This is a genomic window from Dawidia soli (assembly GCF_018598185.1).
Classification (GTDB): domain Bacteria; phylum Bacteroidota; class Bacteroidia; order Cytophagales; family Cyclobacteriaceae; genus Ohtaekwangia; species Ohtaekwangia soli.
Map to the genome: position 1 here is coordinate 74,212 of NZ_JAHESC010000026.1, position 20,700 is coordinate 94,911.

A 20,700-nucleotide genomic window follows, 5' to 3' on the forward strand; every position below is an offset into this window, starting at 1 on the left:
GACCCCACAGGGCCGCCGATAGCGGCCCTTATTTTTTTATCCGGCGCACAGCCGCCTCCGCGCAACGCTCACCGTCCATGGCCGCCGAGACAATCCCCCCCGCATACCCCGCACCTTCACCACAGGGAAACAGGTTCTGGATCTGCGGATGCTCCAGCGTCTCTTTATCGCGAGGGATCTTCACTGGCGACGACGTGCGGCTTTCCACCCCCACGATCTGCGCATCATTGGTGAGATATCCCTTCATCTTGCTTCCAAAGTTCTTAAACCCCTGCTGCAGCGCCTGCGCAATGCGCGACGGCAACACATCCTGCATCGCCACCGGGGCCAGGCCGGGCTGATACGAGGACTCCAGCAACGACGTCGACACACGTTTGTCGACAAAGTCCACCAATCGCTGCGCCGGCGCCACCTGCGTGTTCCCGGCGATGCGACATGCCTGCTGCTCGATGGCTGCCTGAAAGTACATGCCTGCCAACGCACCGTGCTGACGAAAATCTTTAAAGTCTTCGCTATCCACGGCCACGACAATACCCGAGTTGGCATATTGGGAATCCCGGCGCGACGGGCTCATGCCATTTACAACGACCTCGCCGGGCGCCGTAGCCGCAGGTACAATAAAGCCACCGGGGCACATGCAAAACGAAAACACACCGGTTTCTTTCCCACCGACGCGGGCCTGGTGCACCAGGGCATACGACGACGCGGGCAGATACGGTCCACGGTCTGTCGGACAATGATATTGGATCCGATCGATCAGCTCTTGCGCATGCTCCACGCGCACGCCCAGCGCAAAGGGCTTCTCTTCGATCAGAATTTGTTTTTCGTGCAGCAACCGGAAGATATCCCGGGCGGAATGCCCCGTGGCCAGAATGACGGCCTCCCCCTCGATCGCGTCGCCCCGCTGGGTCTTTACACCATAGATGCTGCTGTCTCTCAACAGCAGGTCGGTGACCGTCGTATTAAAATGCACCTCACCGCCAGCCTGCAGAATACTCTCGCGCAAGGCGGCCACCAGCCGCGGCAGCTTGTTCGTACCGATGTGCGGGTGCGCATCAAACAGGATATCTTCTTTGGCGCCGTGCGCCACCATGATCTCCAGGATGCGGTTCACATCGCCGCGCTTTTTGGAGCGCGTATAGAGCTTGCCGTCCGAGTATGTTCCCGCGCCGCCTTCGCCAAAACAATAGTTAGACTCGGGGTTGACAATATGGTCTTTGTTGATGGCGGCCAGGTCACGACGACGGGCCTGTACGTCAGCACCGCGCTCCAGCACAATCGGCTTCAAGCCCAGCTCGATCAGACGCAGCGCGGCGAACAGTCCCGCCGGGCCGCTGCCGACAATCACGACGCGCGGTGCATGGCTTACGTTGGGATATTCTGCGCGAGGTGCGTCGGGTATAGCTTCTGCGGGTGAGAGGATCTCACATTGAATGCGTACAACGACCTGCCGGGAACGGGCGTCGATCGAGCGCTTGACGGGACGGATATATACGCTGCCGTCGTTTTGGAGGCCCAGCTTTTGGTACAGGTGGGCGGTAAACTGCTCTTCCTCAAACGCCTCTTCAGGCGTCAGGACTACTTCTGCTGTCTTCATATCGTGGGAAGGTTTTTATCCTTCAATCCAGGGGCAAAGGTAAGGATTTCACCTGACATTCTGACCGCGGGCATTCTAAGCTCCAACCTCCAAAACACGCTGAAAACGCAGATCTGCTGTTTTGGGCCGATAGGGCTTTGGGTGGACTTCAGTAGGGCTTATGTAGGGCTTTAGTAGGGCGTATCCCGGGCGATCCATCGACGGCCTTCAACATTATGACCTTTTGGCAGAGATCGGGGACGTTAGCGGTACGAAAACACGTTGCCGAAGTTCAGACCGATGTGGAAGGTTCGGGAAAACTTGTCGTGGTCGAGCGCTTCAAAATACGAGGCAAAGACCGGATCGATGTCAAAGCCGCGGTAGCCGATGTTGACGGAGGCGAAGGTATCGATCGTAAAGCCGGCGGCATTGTTCCGGCGCATAATGCGGTAGCCCAGCATCGGCCCCCACTCGATGCGCTGCTCCACGGCGTTGACCGTGAATAGGAACGTGGGTTCGTTGATGAAATGGCCCAGGTTGGTGAACCTGATCTCGTGGCCGAAGTACCACATGCCCACCTTCAGACCATTGTAAAACTTCTGTTTGATGCTGATGCTGTAACCCCGCTCGAAGAGCTTGCCGGGGGTGATCTCGTCGTCGGCGGTAAAGAATGGGTCGCGGATGCCCAGGAACTCGAACTCATGGCCCAGCCGCTCCTGCACATAGAACTCCACGCCCAGCGGAATACGTCCGACCGCCGTCCAGACAGGATTCGTGCTCATGATCACACCGTGAAACTCGTTGCCCTTTTCCCGGAAGTAGCGAAAGCCCTGCGATCTGCTTCGCCCCTTGCGCGTACTGCTGGTGGTCGCCAGCGCCACGATCTCTTTGCCCAGCTTACGGTCGTCGTAAAAGGGTTTGTAATAGCCCGAGAGCTTGCCGTCTTTTTCGTAGATCTCCCACGTGCCTGTCTTGAGCTCGCCTTCCAGCGTGCCTTTGGTCTGCAGCTCGCCCGTGGGGTAATAGCCGTAGAACGTGCCCTTGTCGTAGTTGTATTCGCACACGCCTTCGCGCGTGCCGTCCGGCAAAAAGAACTCCCACTTGCCGTGGCGCTTGCCGTCGCGGATCGGGCCTTTTACTTTCAAGGATCCGTTGGGATGGTACTCGCGGTATTCGCCGGAGCCTTTGGTGAAGGCGACTTCGCTTTTGAGGGTGCCGTTGCTGTTGAGTGTCTTCCAGTATCCTTCCTTTTTGCCCGCTACATATTCGCCGGATGATTGCAATCCGCCGCTTTCGTAGAAGTACTCCCACGGCCCTACAGGCTCGTCGTTGGCGTAGCTGCCCTGGGCGGCCACGGTACCGTTGGAGAAATACCGTTTCCACGGGCCGTGCTTCTTGCCGTTGGCGTAGTCGCCTTCGCTCTCGAGGGAACCGTCTTCACGATAGAATTTCCAGTGGCCCGTATTGCGTGTCCCGACGCGCGGGCCTTCGCTTTGCGTCTTACCGGAGTGATAATATTCGGTGTAGTTGCCGGCGTCGTCTATGTAGAGGATCTCGCCCTTCAGCGTGCCGTCTTCGAAGTAGTTTTTCCAAAGCCCTACGCGGCGGTTCTCCTTGTAGGTGCCTACCTCCTTCACATGGCCGTTCTCGTAATAGGATTTCCATTCGCCCTCGCGGTTCTTGCCGTTGATGATGCCCTCCATGCTCTTCTGGCCGCTGCCTTCATAGAAGTACTCCCACATGCCGTAGTTGGAGCTTTTGAAAAGGATGCCGCGCATTTTGAGCTTGCCGGTTTCGTAGTAGAACTCCCAGACGCCGGTGGTTTCGTTGTTCTCGAACTGGCCCTTGGACTCTACCTGGCCGTTGACAAAGTAAGAAGTGTAACGGCCGTGGGCTACGTTGCGGAGCGTATCCTTGACCTGGTAGACTTCCTTGATCTTTTTCTTTTCCGGGTCGTGGTAGGTTTTACGGGTGAAGCCCTGGCCGCACGCGACGCTGCAGGCGCCTGTTAAAGCAATGAATATCAGCCAAAAAGGAGATTTTGCGGGCATTCCGGATTAAACCAGTTCCAAAGATACGGTTTATTGGGAAATGGCATAAATCGACTATCCCCGGCTGTTAGACGATTACATTCTCCTCTATCAAAGTCTCCTTCACGCAATCGTTCAAGAAAAGTTCCGAATGTCGCTTACAATGTGCTTCTATGGTTCCAGCCATGTCATTCCATTTCCAGTGTTTCGCGCGTCTATCACCATTCACGGTTTTCTATATATTTTATTCTATCAAGTACGCTTTGATGTAAAGGATGACTTAAAAAGCAGTCTTCATGAAATCCGGCGTCATGAAAAAAATACAATGGATCCTCAGGAGCTCCAAAATAGGCAGGTAATCCGACGATCTTATCTGTAGGTGTTAGCACTTTGTTACACATCGTGCATGTACTCTTATTCAGAATGATAATAGCCATAGCTTCTTAATATCAACGGTAGTATATCCGAAAAACTATACTCATCCCTTTGCCGGCAACAATCCCGCCCGCACACGTTCCCTTCGCGCCTCCGGCGCGAGCCGCGCCATTTCCAAAACAAATTGCCCGAGCTTCGTCGCGTCTACCGACACCGCGGCCAGATTGATGTTCAACTCCTGTGCACCGGTCAGTGATTTACTCATGCGCGTAAATCCCCGCATAAAGCGTCCCTTCTTCCGCGAGGGCTCGTATTGTTTGTCGACGATCAGGCAAATGAACCTGGTCTGATTGATGTTCAACAGGTATGCATCCCGGATCACGTCCCAGGGAATAACCTGTTTGAAGGCGGTGCGATCGAACACGCCGACCTCGTTGAGAATGATCTGCGGCCGACGGTCGAACATGTTAAACAAGGACAGCGGTACTCCCAGCCCGAAGAAACCGATACAACACCAGGCCCAGAAACGGTCCGCCTCGGGATCATTCAACATCCAGATACCAATGGCTACAAATAACAGGCAGACTACAAGCAACAGGAGTGCTTTCCACGGAGACTTGTAAAGTTTGATCTCCATCAGTAGAACGAAAAGCTTTTCATCAGGTTCGTTGCCACATTTTCATAGTTGGCATACTGCGTCGTTTCGGCGGTATAGGTAAACAAATAGGCGGTCTGCTCTTTGATGAACCAGTATTGTTTCAGCTTGAGGTTGCGTCCGTCGTAGGCCATCTTGAAAACAAACTCTTTGCAGGGCTGCCCGCCGATGGTCGCGTCTTTGAGTGATACGATCGCGTCGTTACCGGCAAATTGCACGACCTGCTGACGCGTAAGCTCGGTGTATTGGTCGATGTTCATCGGCTGCTGCGTCAGGTCTTGGAGCATCAGGTTTACGTTCTCCTGGAATGCGTCCTGCTCGTTCTCCTTCGGGCTCAGGAAAGCCACGGCGTTCATGCCGGCCTGGTTTTGCCAACGCTCCGGGTAACGCATGTTGAACTTGTTCATCGGGTTGGTGTAGGTCAGGAATTTTGTCTGGGGGGTCGCCAGGAGCAGGAAGCTTACAAATAGGTTTATCATACGTGCTAAATATTACAGGGTGTCTTGAAGGACTTCGACGTCATCGGCATGCTGGTACCTTCGAAGCATCGATGCGTATATATTACTATCGCCAGGTATCCAGATCTGTCTGTGAATTGTTTCATGGTATATCGATACAACCTGACAGATAACATCGCTGTTGCCATAAGGCATACTCGAAATCGTGACAACGTCTCCGTTTTGCAATTTGATATAATATTCACCGTATTCACCCCGGATTCCCTCCAGGATAAACTCGCGATCGTAGATCTCTGTTCCCAGAAAATGGGAAAAGCCAATGTCAAAGTTCCGATGATAACGAACGTCAAAGGGTTTTAGCCATACGGCATGGCGGCTACCTTCGTCGTAAAGCAACAGCTCTATCTCGACGCCGTCATCCACACAATAGATTTTGTTGTACTGTCTGAGATATTCCATGATGCTATACGGCAGCAATCAAAAATACCCCGTTGGTTCAGAAAGAAAAAACCAGTATGCAGTATAATCTTACATCGACTATTTCGCCGCAGCCTCCATAAACGCCTGCTTGCCCCACTCCTGCAATTCCTGCTCCGACCACAGGGCCGGAAAGAATGAGATCTTCTGAAAGCGCGGGGGCAAATACTTCTGCCAGTTGGTACCGCCCGTGGCTTTGATATCCTCGGGAGACTTATGCAGGTAATGCCCCGCCGAGCGCATGTGGGCCAGCGGCCAAAGCACGTTGGCCAGCGTATCAAATTCCCGCAAACGGGCTACGACCGCGTCACGCTGCGGCGATGTGGAGAAATGTCGCTGGTACAGCTGCCAGAGGTTGGTGTCTTTCAGACGCTCGCCGGCCTCCAGGAACTCGGCCGTGTACTTCTGCTCGAACTGCCGGAGTGTGAGCGTTTTTGTACCCGAGGCAAGCTCCGTCGCCCCGCTGCGCCAGTACAGCTTGTCGAGCAACACCGGGATGGGCTCTCCCTGCAGGTTGGGCCGGTCGTTCAGGTTCACCAGGTTGATCATGTCGGTGGAATACAGCTCGATCATGCGGTATTGGGCCGACTGAAACCCGCTGGCCGGCAGCAACGCCATGCGGAATTTGAGGAATTGCTCCTTTTCCATCCCCTGTACCATCACGTCGAAGGAATTTTCCAGGTGACAGAAGTATCGGATCACGCGGTCCAGGCGATCGGTAAAGAACGCTTCGCTGGGTTGCGGGTTTGCGGTGATCTGTTCCAGCTCGTGCAGGATCAACTTAAAATACAGCTCCGTGATCTGGTGGTAAAGGATAAAGATCTTTTCATCCGGGAACTGCGTTTTGGGGTTTTGCAGGCTCAGCAGCGTATCCAGGTGGATGTAGTCCCAGTACGTGAGATAGTCGGCGTACAACAGGCCGTCCAGGTACGACGACAGGTCTTGGCCCATGGCGTTGTACTTGGCTTGCAGCTTTTTAAGTTGCTCTAACAGCACAGGGTCTACAGGTGTATTATCCATCATAGGGGCTTATCGGAATGTAAATTAGTTGTGTAACTTGGTGCGCAAGTTATTATGTCCTAATCCCATTTCAAATTATGTCTGCACAAACCGCGACCCCTGGCCTTGGCAAGAAATCCCTGAAACAGGATACCTTCGAGCATCCGGACTTTTATCAGCTCGACGATCTTTTTACCGAAGAGCACAAGCTCATCCGCAGCGCCATCCGCGATTTCGTAAAACGCGAGATCTCTCCCTATATCGAAGACTGGGCGCAGCACGCGCACTTTCCCTATGAGATCGTCAAAAAGTTTGGCGACATCGGCGCCTTCGGTCCTACCGTACCGCAAGAATACGGTGGCGGCGGATTAGACTATATTTCCTATGGACTTATCATGCAGGAGATCGAGCGCGGCGACTCGGGCATGCGCTCCACGGCCTCCGTGCAAGGCTCGCTGGTGATGTATCCCATCTACAAATTCGGCAGCGAAGCACAGCGCAAAAAATACCTGCCCAAGCTGGCCTCCGGCGAGTGGCTCGGATGTTTCGGTCTGACAGAGCCCGACCACGGCTCCAATCCCTCCGGCATGGTCACCAACTTTAAGGACATGGGCGACCACTACCTGTTGAACGGCGCCAAGATGTGGATCTCCAATTCACCGCGCGCAGACGTAGCGGTAGTGTGGGCCAAGAACGAAGCGGGCCGCATCCACGGGCTGATCGTAGAACGCGGCATGGAAGGCTTTACAACCCCCGAGACACACGGCAAGTGGTCGTTGCGCGCCAGCGCCACGGGCGAGCTGGTGTTTGACAACGTAAAAGTACCGAAAGAAAACCTGCTGCCCGGCAAAAGCGGCCTGGGGGCGCCCATGATGTGCCTCGACTCCGCCCGGTATGGCATTGCCTGGGGTGCCATCGGCGCGGCCATGGATTGTTACGACTCCGCCCGCCGGTATGCGCTGGAACGCGAGCAGTTTGGCAAGCCTATTGCGTCGTTCCAGCTGGTACAGAAAAAGCTGTCGGAGATGCTGACCGAGATCACCAAAGCCCAGCTCCTCAACTGGCGCCTCGGCACCTTGATGAACGAAGGCAAAGCCACGACACCGCAGATCTCCCTGGCCAAGCGCAACAACGTGCAGGTAGCGCTCGAGATCGCCCGCGAGGCACGCCAGATCCACGGCGGCATGGGCATTACCGGCGAATATCCGCTGATGCGCCATATGATGAACCTGGAGTCGGTCGTTACCTATGAGGGTACGCACGACATCCACCTGCTGATCCTGGGCAACCAGATCACCGGCATCCCGGCGTTTGTGTAACCTGGCAACGATCGGTCCATTAAACTATACTATATTCTTTTTCGCTTTAGAACGTGAGACGTATTATCTGTGTTGGAATGCTGGCCCTGCTCGCCGGCTGTGGAAGTGATGACGGTGACAACGATGTACAGTATACTATCGAGCCGCAACTGGAGTTTGTATCGGTAAAGTTTGTAGCCGGCGCTACAGCAACACCGATCGATACCGTGGCGGTAACCTTCCGGTACCGGGACGGCGACGGCGACATCGGTCTGACGGAAACAGACCGGGACGCCCCCTATCAGTCCTACAATTTCTTTCTGGAGAATGGCACTACGTTAACACCTGTTCCGGGTGCACGCGTCGACGTACAATACAACCAGAGCGTCGGCACCTTTGTATTGGTAGATCCCGGCACGGCTACCGGCACGCTGGCTACACTCGAGACTCGCGAAAAGCCCGCATTCAGCGAGCTTCCTCCGCTGGTCTACCCGTACTCGTGCCTGAACTACCGCGCCGGAAGCATCCTGGTAGCAGCCAAAAACAAAGGCATCCTGAATGACTCGCACGTCATCAGCGACTCCCTGATGATGGAGGAAGAAAAATTCTATATACTCTCGTCTATCGACAACACGTTCTACTCCGAGCAGAATAAAAATGCACTGAACCTGTTCGTGGACTTTCTGGTAGCAGGAAACGACGGAACCTATACCGAATTCGACTTCACCCGCGACCTGCCCACAAAGGTCTGCGCACAAGGCTTTGACACGCGGCTGCCGCTGCTCTCCGCCCTGACACCGGGCCACCACACCTTTCTGGTTTTCGACTTTACGATCACGTCCGATAAACAGGGCGAAATTACCTACGCCATGACAAGCTCCGGCTTTCGCGACCTTTTCCACGGCAAGAACCTGAAGCTGCGCCTGTCCCTGAAAGACCGCGCATTACACGAAAGCAACAGCATCGAGACCTCGGTGATCCGCATCCAATAAATCCATTTTACCACCCGAAGCATGACAAAACTCTCTACCTTTCCCGACTTCATCGTTTTTCTCTACGTACACCTGTCGCAAGCCGACAATCAATACGACCCGGCGGAAATGGCCGCCATCAAAAACAAGATGGCCTCGCTCTACCCCGCCGGCACAGACCTGGAGAAGAAGCTCTATACCACCATCCGCGAATACAACGCCCTGGATAAAGCACAGCTGCCCGCGTTGCTGGAGACCTCGGCCCGCCAGCTCGGCGCCGGCCATGACGCCGACCACGAGGCGATCCTCGCCACCATGCAGGAGATCATCCGCGCCGATGGCCAGGTAGCCCCGGCCGAGACAAAAGCATTGGAAGCACTGACACAGCTCATCGCCCTGTCCAGATAACATGAAACGCGGACTCCTTGCCGTCATCCCCCTGCTGGTGCTCTTCCTGTCGGCCGCGTGTGACAAGCGCCAGCAGATACCGGACGCACCGGTTTCCATAAACGAAGCCGTAGGTCCGATCGTGCTGCACGCTTCGCTGCAAGACACACTGTCGCCGGCATTCCTGCAGGCGCTGCGGTTGGGAAAGGTCGAGGGGTTGAACGTGAAATACCTCTCCGGACGGGAAGCGCATTATTTTGCCTATATCGCCGACCCCGACGCAGTATTGCGCGCAGTAGCACGCACCGCCTTTTCAAAGCATGTGGTTGTCGCCGACACCGTCTGCCGGCGCATCGACGCGCGTGCGTTGGACGTACTGGCGCAACCGCTCCATGCCACGGAACTTGCCGCGGGAGCTTTCTTCTGGCAGGCCGACGCTGCCGGGTTGGAGGCATACGAGTGTGTGCGCGGGCCGGTACGGCATACGTTGCTCATCCGCCGCGCCACGCATACGGTACTGCACCGCGTGGAATTCAGTGCCTGATCGTGGTTAACGGTGTCCCGTGATGTACACTTCGAGCTCTTCGATAATGCCGCGCTGCTCGTCGATGATGAAGCGCACCACGTCGCCGATGGAGATCATGCCGCACAGACAGCCGTTGTCGAGCACCGGCAGGTGGCGGACAAAACGGCTGGTCATGAGCGTCATGCAATCTTCAATGCTGTTGTCTGGCGATACCGTTACCGGGTCTGTCGTCATGATATCGCCAATGTCGGTATCTTTCGAAGAGCGTCCCTGCAAGATCACACGCCGGGCGTAATCGCGTTCGGTAAAGATCCCCAGCATCTTTCCATCAGCGTCGGTAATGAGCAACCCGCCGATGTTCTTCTCTGACATAAGCTCGATGGCCTTGTAGACCGTCGTTGTAGGTTCGACCGAGAAAACCTGGTTCCCTTTCGCCTGCAGAATGTTTCTGACTTTTCCCATACCAGTTTGCATTGTCTTGCAGAGAAGTTAATCAATTTCACGCCTGAAAACAATGTGGTTTCGACCATCGCGGGAATGATTCGGCCAACTTTTATTTGTGCGTAATCCAGGCGACATTGTGACGTTATTAGAAGCGGGAATAATTATGATGGTACGGGGTTTACAAGGTAAATATGTGTTCCTACTGGTATTTCTGACAGCGGCGGCAACCTCTATAGCCCAAACCAAGCTGCAGCAGAAACTGCCGGAGAAAACGCGCATTCTGTTCCTGTTCGACGGCTCGGGCAGCATGCTGGAGCCCTGGGGGCGCAATCAGACGAAGATGAGCATCGCCCGCAACATTCTCACCAAGGTGGTCGACTCCCTGAAACAGAATACCAGCCTCGAGCTGGCGCTGCGTGTGTACGGACACCAGTTCATGAAAGAGGTCAACAACTGCAAAGACACGAAGCTGGAAGTGCCTTTCAAGGCCCGGAACCACGCGCAGATCATGGCAAAGATCGACGAGATCAAACCCAAGGGGGTTACGCCCATCACCTACTCGCTGGAACAAGCCGCCAAAGATTTTCCCGCCAACAGCGTTGGTTATCGCAACATCGTCATCCTCATAACGGACGGCATCGAGTCGTGCGGCGGCGACGTCTGTGCCACCTCGCGCGCGCTGCAGAAGTCGGGTATATTTTTAAAACCCTATATCATCGGGCTGGGCCTGCGGGCCGAGAAAACGCTGGACTGCGCCGGCAAGTATATCAGCGCGGAGACACCCCAGGAGTTTTACCGCGAACTGAACAAAGCCATCGAGTCGACCTTCGCCCACACCACGGTGAGCGTAGAGCTGCTGGACGCGCGCAAACAGCCCACCGAAACGAACGTGAACGTAAGCTTTGTCAACACGCTCACGGGCCTGGGCCTCTATGACTTCGTGCACTACCGCGATGCCCAGGGCCGCCCCGACTCCGTGCAGGTAGACCCCGTCGTAGACTACGACCTGGTAGTCTATACCTTGCCGCCTACCGTAAAGCGCAATGTCATCCTCGAGAACGGTAAACACAACGTGGTCCGCATCGACGTGCCGCAGGGCAACCTGGTCATTCGACAGGAAGGGCGCACCGACAGCAACCTGGAGGCGATCGTACGGCAAAAAGGGAAACCGGAGGTGCTGAACATCCAACGCAGCACCGAGACGATCCGCTACCTGGCAGGCGCCTACGACGTGGAAACCCTTACCCTGCCCCGCCGCAAGTTCAGCGTCGACATACAAGGTGGCAAGACCCAGAACGTCTACCTGCCGGCACCGGGCGTGCTGAACGTCAACACCCTTGCCACCGGCTTTGGCAGCCTGTACGAGGTCCTGGCCGACGGCACCCAGGAGTGGGTCTGCGACCTCGACAACCGGCGCGCGCGTTTCCCGCTGACGTTGCTGCCCGGCCGGTACAAGGTCGTTTTTCGCGTAAAGAACGCCTCCGGCAGCAAATTCACAGGCTCGAAGGCCATTACCCTCAAAGCCGGTGAAACGGCCACGGTAAACGTCTTTAATTGACGGAAACCGCGGCAAATAGTGCGGCCGGGGTGCTGGTAGAAACGAAATTTATTTACGACTTTCGCAGCGCCTTGCCGGTACCGGCAGGACCTGAAACAACGCTACTATCTCCATGACCAAATTTACCTTCACTGAAAAGAAAGACACACGCTCGGGCTTTGGCGTCGGGCTGCATGAACTGGGCAAACAGAACCCGAACGTCGTAGCGCTTTGCGCCGACCTGACCGGATCGTTAAAAATGGATGCCTTCAAGAAGGAATTTCCCGAACGCTTTTTCCAGATCGGTATTGCCGAGGCAAACATGATCGGCATCGCGGCGGGCATGGCCATTGGCGACAAGATCCCCTTCACCGGCACGTTTGCAAACTTCTCGACCGGCCGCGTGTATGACCAGATCCGCCAGTCGGTTGCCTATTCAGATAAGAACGTAAAGATTTGCGCGTCGCACGCCGGCCTCACCCTGGGGGAAGACGGTGCCACGCACCAGATCCTGGAAGATATCGGCATGATGAAGATGCTGCCGGGCATGACCGTGATCGTGCCGTGCGACTTTGCCCAAACCAAAGCCGCTACGATCGCCCTGGGCGCGCACCATGGCCCCGCCTACCTGCGTTTTGGCCGCCCGAACTGGCCCATCTTTACGGCAGACCGCCCCTTTACCATCGGCAAAGCCGACAAGATGCTGGACGGTAAGGACGTGACGATCTTTGCCTGTGGCCACATGGTATGGCAGGCCATCGAAGCCGAAGCCATCCTGGCCGAGAAGGGCATCAGCGTCGAGCTGATCAACATCCACACTATCAAGCCGCTGGACGTAGAGGCCATCCTGACCTCTGCCAGCAAGACCGGCTGCGTGGTGACCGCCGAAGAGCACCAGATCAACGGTGGCCTGGGCGACAGCGTAGCCCAGGTATTGGCGCGCCATAACCCGCTGCCCATCGAGATGGTCGCTGTAAACGACTCGTTCGGTGAAAGCGGTACCCCCACCCAGCTGCTGGAGAAATACGGCCTGAGCCCGAAAAACATCGTGGCGGCCGCAGAAAAGGCCATCCAACGTAAAAAGAAATAAGCGCCGTCAAAGACGGAACAGATTTCACTAAAAGGTCGCCCACAGGCGACCTTTTGTCTTAATAAGGGATCGTTTCAGGCACTTTCAGGCGCATATATCATAGATATGTCATAGATATGAAATAGCATTGAAATAGCATTGAAATAGCATTGATATAGTCCTTAAGGGCTATTTCGATGCTATTTAGATTCCCGGTAGGTTCACGTTTAAGCTCGCCGTGTCCGGCGTTTCTCGCGCCCGGAACTCCCGGCAATGCCGGCGATAGCCCGCTGTCCCCCGAACCTCAAAAAAGGGGGTTGACAGCGGTCCTGATAAATCGTATTATTACGATCTAACCAATAACCTATGGGGGCAAGTAAAATCGACGGCTTTACACCGGCGCAGCTACACTTAGCCGAATACGCGCACGCCCTGGGGCATCCGGCGCGCATTGCCATATTACAATTCCTGGCGCAACGCCGGCGCTGCTTGTGCGGCGACATCGTCAATGGCCTGCCCCTGTCGCAAGCGACGATATCGCAGCATCTCAAGGCGCTGCGGCAAGCGGGACTGATCAAGGGGCACAGCGATGGTCCGAGCGTACATTACTCGATCGACGAGAAGATCTGGAACCGTGCACGCCATGCGCTGGGCAACCTCTTCCTGCATTGTACGCCGGCCGAAACGCAGGAAACTTCTGCGGTTGTGGTGCAATCACAAGATTGATCGCTTACATTAGCCGCATGGAACTGACCTATAGACTCATCGACACCCCGGAACGTTTTGAATCTTTTCGTGCACTGCTGCGCGCCTCCGGCCTGCCGGCAGACGATCTCGACTATACACGCGACCTGCTGGTGGGGTACTATGAAGGCGACCAGCTTGTCGGTACCGGCGCACTCGAAGTATACGGCGCGTACGCGTTGCTTCGCTCCCTGTCGGTCAAGCTGGGCATACGTGGCCAGGCCGTTGGCAGCAACATTACCGAATATTTGTTAGCCGAAGCACGCAACCGCAGGCTGGCAGGTATATATTTACTCACCGAGCGCGCACGGGGTTTCTTCCTCAAGAAAGGATTTACCGATGTGACGCGCGAAGCAGTGCCCGACGCCGTCAAGGCGTCGTCGGAATTCTCGTACGTGTGTGGTGCCACCGCGGTGGTCATGCACCTGCCGCTCTGAACACAGGTACCAACGGACAACCGTTAGGACAATAAAAATAGCGTCCATCACATCGTACATCGTACAGGATAAATTACATTTGCGCTTCATTTCCTACCCATGAAGCTGAACAAGTATTTTGTCATCGACTTTGATAGCACCTTTACGAAAGTAGAAGCATTTGACGTGTTGGCCGACATCTCCTTACAGGATCACCCTGAACGCGAAGAGCGCAAGAACAAGATTGTCGCCATCACCAACCAGGGTATGGATGGCTCGATATCGTTTCGCGAGTCATTGGAACAGCGGCTGCACTTGCTGGCGCCCAGCCAGCACCACCTGCCGGCCCTGATCACTCGCCTGAAAGGCAGCGTGTCTGAATCGTTCAAGCGCAACAAAGAGTTCTTTCAGACCTACGCCGACAATATTTACATCATCTCCAACGGCTTCCGCGAATTCATCGAGCCGATCGTGACCGAATATGGCATCAAGCCCGAGAACATCCTGGCCAACGAGTTTCGCTTTGACAGCGATGGTAAAGTGACGGGCTTCGACACCGAGAATCCACTGTCGGCAAACGGTGGCAAAGTGACCCAGCTGCGAAAACTGAACCTCGAGGGTGATATTTACGTTATCGGTGATGGTTATACGGACTACGAGATCAAACACGCAGGACTTGCCAACAAGTTCTTTGCGTTCACCGAAAACGTGGCCCGCGAAAACGTAAAAAGCAAGGCAGACCATATTACGCCGAGCCTGGACGAATTTCTTTATCTGAACAAATTGAACACTGCGATATCCTACCCGAAGAACCGCATCAACATCTTGTTGCTGGAGAACGTGCACCCGGTAGCTGTGGAGCTGCTGCGGTCCGAAGGCTTTAACGTGGAGACCTACCACGCCGCCATGACAGAAGAAGAGCTGATCGAAAAGATCAAAGATGTATCGGTACTCGGGATCCGTTCAAAGACCATGGTCACTGCCAAGGTACTCGAGCACGCCAACCGCCTGATGGTGATCGGCGCCTTCTGTATCGGCACCAACCAGATCGATCTGAAAGAAGCTACACGCCGCGGCATCGCCGTCTTCAACGCACCGTTCAGCAACACCCGCTCGGTGGTCGAGTTGGCCGTGGCCGAAATGATCATGCTGATGCGTGGCATCGTAGACAAGTCGACCAAGATGCACCAGGGCGTGTGGGACAAGTCTGCCAAAGGCAGCTTTGAAGTACGCGGCAAGAAGCTCGGCATGATCGGCTATGGCAACATCGGTACGCAGCTCTCCGTCATTGCCGAATCGCTCGGCATGAAAGTACTGTACTACGACACCGAAGAGCGCTTGTCGCTGGGCAATGCCGTGAAGTGCAAGTCGATGGAAGAAGTGCTGGAGCAAGCCGATGTGATCTCCCTGCACGTAGACGGTCGCAAGTCGAACGCCAACCTGATCGGCGCGAAAGAATTCGCCCTGATGAAGAAGGGCGTGATCTTCATCAACCTCAGCCGCGGGCACGTGGTGGACATTCAGGCACTGCGTGATAACGTCGTGAGTGGAAAAGTAGCCGGCACCGCCATCGACGTGTTCCCCTACGAGCCGGTCAGCAACGACGAGGAATTTATCAACGATCTGCGGGGCCTGCCCAATACCATTCTCACCCCGCACATCGGTGGCAGCACCGCCGAGGCGCAGGAGAACATCGGCCGCTTTGTGCCCGGCAAGATCATGGACTATATCAACACGGGCAGCACGTCCAACAGCGTGAATTTCCCGAACCTGACCTTGCCGATCCTGAAGGATGCGCACCGCCTGATCCACGTACACAACAACGTGCCGGGTATCCTGGCCAAGATCAACCAGACCCTGGCCGACCACGGCATCAACATCGCCGGCCAGTACCTGAAGACCAACGAGCTGGTAGGCTACGTGATCACCGACATCAACAAAGAATACAACAAAGACGTGATCACCAAGCTGCGCGCCATCGAGCATACGATCAAGTTCCGCGTGCTGTATTGATAAGCGGGTAGCAAGTCCGGGATAATTTTAGGATATTCGTCCGGTGAGCCATCACTCCGTAAAACCCCAGGAAACGCTACGCGGCCGGCGGCTGCGTTTGTACGAGATCATCTTTGAAGCCGATACCGTGGCGGGTCGATTGTTCGACCTGATCTTGTTAGCCTGTATCGTTGGCAGCGTCGTGACGATCATAATCGAAAGTGTGCAGTCGGTCCGGGCGCTCTACGGCCCCTGGTTTCGCGCGCTGGAGATCTTCTTCACAGCGATTTTTACGGCGGAATACCTCGCCCGCGTGTGGGTCGTGCCACAACGGCGGCGCTACATCTTCAGTTTCCTGGGCATTGTCGACCTGCTTTCCATTCTCCCCAGCTACCTGGCGTTATTCATTCCCGGCGCGCAATCGCTCATGGTCATCCGGAGCGTGCGGTTGCTGCGGATCTTCCGCATTCTCAAACTCTCGCGCCATATCGGCGAAAGCCAAAACCTGGTCCGCGCACTAAAGGCCAGTCAACACAAGATCACCGTATTCCTGGTAACGGTATTGACAACCGTGGTCATCACCGGCACCTGCATGTACATGATCGAAGGTGCCGAGCACGGCTTCACCAGCATACCCCGCAGCATCTACTGGGCCATTGTAACGATGACCACCGTAGGCTACGGCGACATTGCCCCCCAGACGACGCTGGGCCAGGCGATGGCCTCGTTCATCATGATCCTCGGCTACGGCATCCTGGCGGTCCCGACCGGCATCGTCTCCGCCGAGATGGTCCAGCTCAAACAACAAGAAAAGATCACAACCCAGGTATGCCCACGCTGCCTCAAAGAAGGCCACGACACAGACGCCCTATTCTGCAAGTTCTGCGGAAGCACCCTGAACGCATGATCACAGCCGCGCAATATTCCGAGGTCCGCCAGCCCCAAAGGGGCGTAACAGATCAGCCCAGTTGCAGGCCTGGGCCTATAGTCTGAGCAATTGTGTTATGACAGCGGCGTAATGTAGAAGAACCGTACTCTTGGGGGAAGGATGAGGCATTAAATGCTATCGTCCGGGGGAATGGAAAAGTATAGACAAAAAAATACCCAATGGATTTGGTGGGTGTTTCTGAACCCCATAAAGACAAGTTTTGAGCTGCCGTCGTTCGCAACCTTCTTCTGTTAACCTGCTTTTTGGGCGAGGGCCCGACGAATCGGGATGAGGCCTGATTTTGACCGAAAGCTTGACTCGGTATTGTTTATAATTGTTAGGTTCAGCAAACGTGTCCCAAATCCAAGGGTGATGCAAACTTAGGCAAAACCATCAGACCTGTCAACTATTTTTCAGGAACCTATCGGCAACGAAATCGGTTACCGCGGCAGAAGGCTGCCGGTCCGGCCGATGTGTGGATTTGTTCGTACAACTTTTTGTCGCCGGTGCCGGATGATTAGGTGTAGAACGTTTACTTTTACGTTCTATTATGCGTCCCAAGATCAATTTCACTCCCGGCCCTTCCCAGCTTTATTTCACTGTTGAAGACCACGTACGCACCGCCTTCCGCGAAGGCATTCCCTCTTTATCGCACCGCAGCAAACAATTTGAAGCCATTTACCGCAAATCCGTAGACGGCCTGCGCACGCTGCTCGACATTCCCGACAACTACACACTTGTCTTCACGGGGTCTGCCAACGAGATCTGGGAACGCATCATCCAGAACCTGGTGGAAGAAAGATCCTTTCACCTCGTGAACGGCTCTTTCTCCAAACGCTTTTACGAGATCGCACAGCAGCTCAATAAAAAACCGGCGAAAGCAGAAGTCGCCATGGGCCAGGGCTTTGATGCATCCGTGGCCATACCCGCCGGCACGGAGCTGATCGCCGTAACGCACAACGAAACCTCCTCGGGCGTATCGCTGCCGCTGGAAGTGATCGCCGGACTGCGCGCGAAAAATCCCGGTGCGCTCCTGACGGTCGATGCCGTATCGTCTCTGCCCTACCCCACGTTTGACTATACGCAATTCGACTCCATCTTCTTCTCCGTGCAAAAGGGCTTTGGTCTGCCGGCCGGTCTCGGTGTATGGTTGATCAACGACGCCTGCGTGGCCAAAGCCGAACAGCTGCTGGCAAAAGGTATCTCGATCGGTTCGTATCACTCCATCCCATCGCTGCATAGCCACGCCCGTAAATATCAAAACCCCGAGACACCCAACGTATTGGGTATCTACTTGCTGGGACAGGTCGTAGAAGACATGGTACGGCGAGGCATTCAGACGATCCGCAAAGAGACGGAATATAAGGCGGTAACACTGTATAAAGCGTTACAAGACAACGGGCTCATGAATCCGTTCGTACAGGAGAAAGCCTATCAATCCAATACGGTGATCGTCGCCGAGTGCGGCGAGCATACCGAGAAGATCGCAAAGCTCTTGCTGGAGAATGGCATGCATCCCGGCGACGGCTACGGAGCGTTTAAAAAGACGCAACTGCGGTTCGCGAATTTCCCGACACACTCCAAGGAGCAGTATGAGCTGCTGGTCGATACTTTGGCTAAGCTTTAGCGGACGCGCTGGAACCGCGGCCGCCCGGGACCGGTATGTCCCCCATGTTACCGCAGCTTTACCAATGGCTTTGTAAAATTCGCGGGTTTGGATATTTTGCCGGAATATTCATTAACCCACGAGCCATGTTTCGCAACAAATCCTTCTTTTTCACACTTCTGCTAGCCCTGGGCGGGTACTGGCTGCCGGCACAGGACTACCGGTGGCAGCAGCGCGTCGAGTACGTCATGGACGTTACGCTGGATGTGAAAACACACAAGATCACCGGCACACAAAAGCTAACCTATTACAACAACTCCAAAGACACCCTCCGCAAGGTATATTATCATTTATACTTTAATGCCTTCCAGCCGGGCAGCATGATGGATGTACGCTCGCGCAACATCGCCGATCCCGACGGCCGCGTGAAAGACCGCATCTCGAAGCTCAAAGACGACGAGATCGGATATCAGCATATCCAGAGCCTTAAACAGGATGGCAAAGATACCCGGTACAAAGTGAACGGCACGATCCTGGAAGTGACGCTCCCCAAGGCCCTAATGCCGGGCGCCAAAACGGTGTTCGATATGAAGTTCGAGTCGCAGGTGCCGCAGCAGATCCGCCGTTCGGGTCGCAACAACCGCGAGGGCGTGGCCTACTCCATGACACAGTGGTATCCGAAAATGGCCGAGTATGACTTTCAGGGATGGCATGCGTATCAATATGTAGCACGCGAGTTCCACGGCGTATGGGGTGACTTCGATGTAAAGATCACGCTCGATCCCACCTTTGTGGTTTGCGGCACCGGCAAGCTCAAGAATGCCGACAAGATCGGCTATGGCTATGAGCAACCGGGCGCCACCGTAAAACGCCCCGAAGGCAACCTGACCTGGAACTTCGTGGCCAAAGATGTGATCGATTTTGCCTGGGCGGCAGACCCCGACTACCTGCACGACCGCGCGCAGGTACCCAACGGACCCGAGCTGCACTTCTTCTACCAGAAGAACGATAAGATCCTCGACAACTGGAAAAAAATGGAAGGCTTTGCCGTGCGCCACTTCGAGTTCATGAACAAAACCTTTGGCAAATATCCCTACGACACCTACTCGATCATCCAGGGCGGTGACGGCGGCATGGAGTACCCCATGTGTACGCTCATCCTGGGCGACGGCAGCCTGGGCGGCCTGGTGGGCGTGATGCTGCACGAAGCGGCGCACAGCTGGTACCAGGGTGTACTGGCCTCGAACGAGTCGCTGTACCCGTGGATCGACGAAGGCTTTACGGATTTCGCCAGCCAGGAATCCGAAGCGGTGCTGCTCAACACATCCCTCGCCGAGGCGCACACCGGTAGCTACAATGCATACTTCTCGCTGATCAAGAAGGGCCTGCAGGAACCGATCAGTCAGCACTCCGACCATTACAACACCAATACCGCCTATAGCACCGCCGCGTACGCGATGGGTACCGTGTTCCTGCATCAGCTGAAGTATATCATCGGCGAAGAGAACTTCTATAAAGGCATGCGCCTGTACTTCAACACCTGGAAGTTCCGCCACCCCGAGCCCAACGACTTCATCCGCGTGATGGAGAAAGTTTCCGGCCTGCAGCTGAAATGGTATATGAGCTACTGGGTGAACACCACCAAGAAGATCGACTACAGCATCCGGAGCATCCTGGAAAATGAAGACGGCCTTTTTGTAACGCTGGAACGTCTGGGTGAGTTTCCCATGCCGGTAGACCTGTTCGTTACTTACAAGGACGGCAGCAAGCAGCTATACTATATACCCCTGAACGAAACGATGGGCGGCAAGCCCGACGAGAAGACCCTGCCGCGCAAAGACCTGGAAGCGTGGCCCTGGGTCAACCCGACGTATACACTGAAGATCGATCGCCCCGCCGCCGAGATCGCCACCATCGAAATCGATCCGTCACAGCGCCTGGCCGATGTAGACCGCAAGAACAACACCGCCGATCTGTCCAACGGCCTCCACGCCTACAGCAACCCCACGCGTTAGAACATCTATCGCGCCCCGATCATACTACGTGTCGCCGTGAGCAACCTCCGGCGGCACGTTTTTTTTGTTTCACCATCGGGCCTGTGCGTGCCTCGAATTGTTCCGCCCTTACAGGGCTCAAATATCATTGGAATTGCCGGTGACCCAGGCCTTCGCTATCGCTCCAGCCTGGGCTATTGTGTTGCGCCCTTACAGGG

Annotated in this window: 19 protein-coding genes; 12 read left to right on the plus strand and 7 right to left on the minus strand. The window is 55.3% G+C overall.

Translation table 11 applies throughout. The features are described 5' to 3' along the window. Nucleotides 1–28: 28 nt before the first annotated feature. The 6 genes from KK078_RS17900 to KK078_RS17925 all read right to left on the minus strand — a co-directional run bounded on the left by KK078_RS17900 (nucleotide 29) and on the right by KK078_RS17925 (nucleotide 6,594). Complete coding sequence (locus KK078_RS17900) at nucleotides 29–1,597, minus strand: NAD(P)/FAD-dependent oxidoreductase (RefSeq protein ID WP_254091675.1); 1,569 nt, start codon at nucleotides 1,595–1,597, stop codon at nucleotides 29–31. A 242-nt stretch (nucleotides 1,598–1,839) separates the two neighbouring features. Then, nucleotides 1,840–3,627 (minus strand): toxin-antitoxin system YwqK family antitoxin, encoded by a 1,788-nt coding sequence (locus KK078_RS17905; protein ID WP_254091676.1) that lies wholly within the window; start codon nucleotides 3,625–3,627, stop codon nucleotides 1,840–1,842. Between the two features lie 457 nt (nucleotides 3,628–4,084). Next, the gene (locus KK078_RS17910; protein ID WP_254091677.1) at nucleotides 4,085–4,618 is read right to left on the minus strand and encodes an STM3941 family protein; all 534 of its coding nucleotides are present in this window, start codon (nucleotides 4,616–4,618) and stop codon (nucleotides 4,085–4,087) included. Then, nucleotides 4,618–5,115, minus strand: a complete 498-nt coding sequence (locus KK078_RS17915) for a hypothetical protein (RefSeq protein ID WP_254091678.1) — start codon at nucleotides 5,113–5,115, stop codon at nucleotides 4,618–4,620. The genes KK078_RS17910 and KK078_RS17915 overlap by 1 nt, the downstream gene beginning before the upstream one ends. Before the next feature lie 12 nt (nucleotides 5,116–5,127). After that, a complete protein-coding gene (locus tag KK078_RS17920; RefSeq protein ID WP_254091679.1) occupies nucleotides 5,128–5,553 on the minus strand; it encodes a hypothetical protein in 426 nt (141 codons plus the stop codon). Between the two features lie 78 nt (nucleotides 5,554–5,631). After that, a complete protein-coding gene (locus KK078_RS17925) occupies nucleotides 5,632–6,594 on the minus strand; it encodes a tryptophan 2,3-dioxygenase family protein (protein WP_394370572.1) in 963 nt (320 codons plus the stop codon). A 74-nt stretch (nucleotides 6,595–6,668) separates the two neighbouring features. Between KK078_RS17925 and KK078_RS17930 the strand changes: the two genes are divergently transcribed. Genes KK078_RS17930 through KK078_RS17945 form a run of 4 tightly spaced genes read left to right on the plus strand, consistent with a single transcriptional unit; the run spans nucleotide 6,669 to nucleotide 9,770 of the window. Continuing rightward, nucleotides 6,669–7,889 (plus strand): acyl-CoA dehydrogenase family protein, encoded by a 1,221-nt coding sequence (locus KK078_RS17930; protein ID WP_254091680.1) that lies wholly within the window; start codon nucleotides 6,669–6,671, stop codon nucleotides 7,887–7,889. Nucleotides 7,890–7,942: 53 nt separating this feature from the next. Next, on the plus strand, nucleotides 7,943–8,860 hold the full coding sequence (locus tag KK078_RS17935) for a hypothetical protein (protein WP_254091681.1): 918 nt from the start codon (nucleotides 7,943–7,945) through the stop codon (nucleotides 8,858–8,860). Between the two features lie 21 nt (nucleotides 8,861–8,881). Then, complete coding sequence (locus tag KK078_RS17940; RefSeq protein WP_254091682.1) at nucleotides 8,882–9,247, plus strand: tellurite resistance TerB family protein; 366 nt, start codon at nucleotides 8,882–8,884, stop codon at nucleotides 9,245–9,247. Between the two features lies 1 nt (nucleotide 9,248). Beyond that, a complete protein-coding gene (locus KK078_RS17945) occupies nucleotides 9,249–9,770 on the plus strand; it encodes a hypothetical protein (RefSeq protein ID WP_254091683.1) in 522 nt (173 codons plus the stop codon). A gap of 6 nt (nucleotides 9,771–9,776) precedes the next feature. Here the strand turns inward: KK078_RS17945 and KK078_RS17950 are convergent, their stop codons facing one another. Then, complete coding sequence (locus KK078_RS17950; protein ID WP_254091684.1) at nucleotides 9,777–10,214, minus strand: CBS domain-containing protein; 438 nt, start codon at nucleotides 10,212–10,214, stop codon at nucleotides 9,777–9,779. Nucleotides 10,215–10,389: 175 nt separating this feature from the next. Here KK078_RS17950 and KK078_RS17955 point away from each other — a divergent pair, with 175 nt between their 5' ends. The 8 genes from KK078_RS17955 to KK078_RS17990 all read left to right on the plus strand — a co-directional run bounded on the left by KK078_RS17955 (nucleotide 10,390) and on the right by KK078_RS17990 (nucleotide 20,503). Then, entirely contained in the window at nucleotides 10,390–11,754 is a 1,365-nt protein-coding gene (locus KK078_RS17955; RefSeq protein ID WP_254091685.1) for a vWA domain-containing protein, read from the plus strand. A gap of 112 nt (nucleotides 11,755–11,866) precedes the next feature. After that, a complete protein-coding gene (locus tag KK078_RS17960) occupies nucleotides 11,867–12,823 on the plus strand; it encodes a transketolase family protein (protein WP_254091686.1) in 957 nt (318 codons plus the stop codon). 345 nt (nucleotides 12,824–13,168) lie between these two features. After that, nucleotides 13,169–13,528 carry an ArsR/SmtB family transcription factor gene (locus KK078_RS17965; protein ID WP_254091687.1) on the plus strand — a complete coding sequence of 120 codons (360 nt, stop codon included), beginning with the start codon at nucleotides 13,169–13,171 and terminating at the stop codon, nucleotides 13,526–13,528. A 17-nt stretch (nucleotides 13,529–13,545) separates the two neighbouring features. Next, nucleotides 13,546–13,983 (plus strand): arsenic resistance N-acetyltransferase ArsN2, encoded by a 438-nt coding sequence (gene arsN2, locus KK078_RS17970; RefSeq protein ID WP_254091688.1) that lies wholly within the window; start codon nucleotides 13,546–13,548, stop codon nucleotides 13,981–13,983. A gap of 99 nt (nucleotides 13,984–14,082) precedes the next feature. Continuing rightward, nucleotides 14,083–15,975 carry a phosphoglycerate dehydrogenase gene (gene serA / locus KK078_RS17975; protein ID WP_254091689.1) on the plus strand — a complete coding sequence of 631 codons (1,893 nt, stop codon included), beginning with the start codon at nucleotides 14,083–14,085 and terminating at the stop codon, nucleotides 15,973–15,975. A gap of 43 nt (nucleotides 15,976–16,018) precedes the next feature. Continuing rightward, a complete protein-coding gene (locus KK078_RS17980) occupies nucleotides 16,019–16,861 on the plus strand; it encodes an ion transporter (RefSeq protein WP_254091690.1) in 843 nt (280 codons plus the stop codon). 571 nt (nucleotides 16,862–17,432) lie between these two features. Next, nucleotides 17,433–18,509 (plus strand): aminotransferase class V-fold PLP-dependent enzyme, encoded by a 1,077-nt coding sequence (locus KK078_RS17985; protein ID WP_254091691.1) that lies wholly within the window; start codon nucleotides 17,433–17,435, stop codon nucleotides 18,507–18,509. Nucleotides 18,510–18,634: 125 nt separating this feature from the next. Next, complete coding sequence (locus KK078_RS17990) at nucleotides 18,635–20,503, plus strand: M1 family metallopeptidase (protein ID WP_254091692.1); 1,869 nt, start codon at nucleotides 18,635–18,637, stop codon at nucleotides 20,501–20,503. Nucleotides 20,504–20,700 lie beyond the last annotated feature (197 nt).

Bases quoted from the DNA above. Each gene is read 5' to 3' on its own strand.
- KK078_RS17900 (WP_254091675.1), bottom strand. From the start codon at position 1,597: ATGAAGACAGCAGAAGTAGTCCTGACGCCTGAAGAGGCGTTTGAGGAA.
- KK078_RS17905 (WP_254091676.1), bottom strand. From the start codon at position 3,627: ATGCCCGCAAAATCTCCTTTTTGGCTGATATTCATTGCTTTAACAGGC.
- KK078_RS17910 (WP_254091677.1), bottom strand. From the start codon at position 4,618: ATGGAGATCAAACTTTACAAGTCTCCGTGGAAAGCACTCCTGTTGCTT.
- KK078_RS17915 (WP_254091678.1), bottom strand. From the start codon at position 5,115: ATGATAAACCTATTTGTAAGCTTCCTGCTCCTGGCGACCCCCCAGACA.
- KK078_RS17920 (WP_254091679.1), bottom strand. From the start codon at position 5,553: ATGGAATATCTCAGACAGTACAACAAAATCTATTGTGTGGATGACGGC.
- KK078_RS17925 (WP_394370572.1), bottom strand. From the start codon at position 6,594: ATGATGGATAATACACCTGTAGACCCTGTGCTGTTAGAGCAACTTAAA.
- KK078_RS17930 (WP_254091680.1), top strand. From the start codon at position 6,669: ATGTCTGCACAAACCGCGACCCCTGGCCTTGGCAAGAAATCCCTGAAA.
- KK078_RS17940 (WP_254091682.1), top strand. From the start codon at position 8,882: ATGACAAAACTCTCTACCTTTCCCGACTTCATCGTTTTTCTCTACGTA.
- KK078_RS17945 (WP_254091683.1), top strand. From the start codon at position 9,249: ATGAAACGCGGACTCCTTGCCGTCATCCCCCTGCTGGTGCTCTTCCTG.
- KK078_RS17950 (WP_254091684.1), bottom strand. From the start codon at position 10,214: ATGGGAAAAGTCAGAAACATTCTGCAGGCGAAAGGGAACCAGGTTTTC.
- KK078_RS17960 (WP_254091686.1), top strand. From the start codon at position 11,867: ATGACCAAATTTACCTTCACTGAAAAGAAAGACACACGCTCGGGCTTT.
- KK078_RS17965 (WP_254091687.1), top strand. From the start codon at position 13,169: ATGGGGGCAAGTAAAATCGACGGCTTTACACCGGCGCAGCTACACTTA.
- arsN2 (WP_254091688.1), top strand. From the start codon at position 13,546: ATGGAACTGACCTATAGACTCATCGACACCCCGGAACGTTTTGAATCT.
- serA (WP_254091689.1), top strand. From the start codon at position 14,083: ATGAAGCTGAACAAGTATTTTGTCATCGACTTTGATAGCACCTTTACG.
- KK078_RS17985 (WP_254091691.1), top strand. From the start codon at position 17,433: ATGCGTCCCAAGATCAATTTCACTCCCGGCCCTTCCCAGCTTTATTTC.
- KK078_RS17990 (WP_254091692.1), top strand. From the start codon at position 18,635: ATGTTTCGCAACAAATCCTTCTTTTTCACACTTCTGCTAGCCCTGGGC.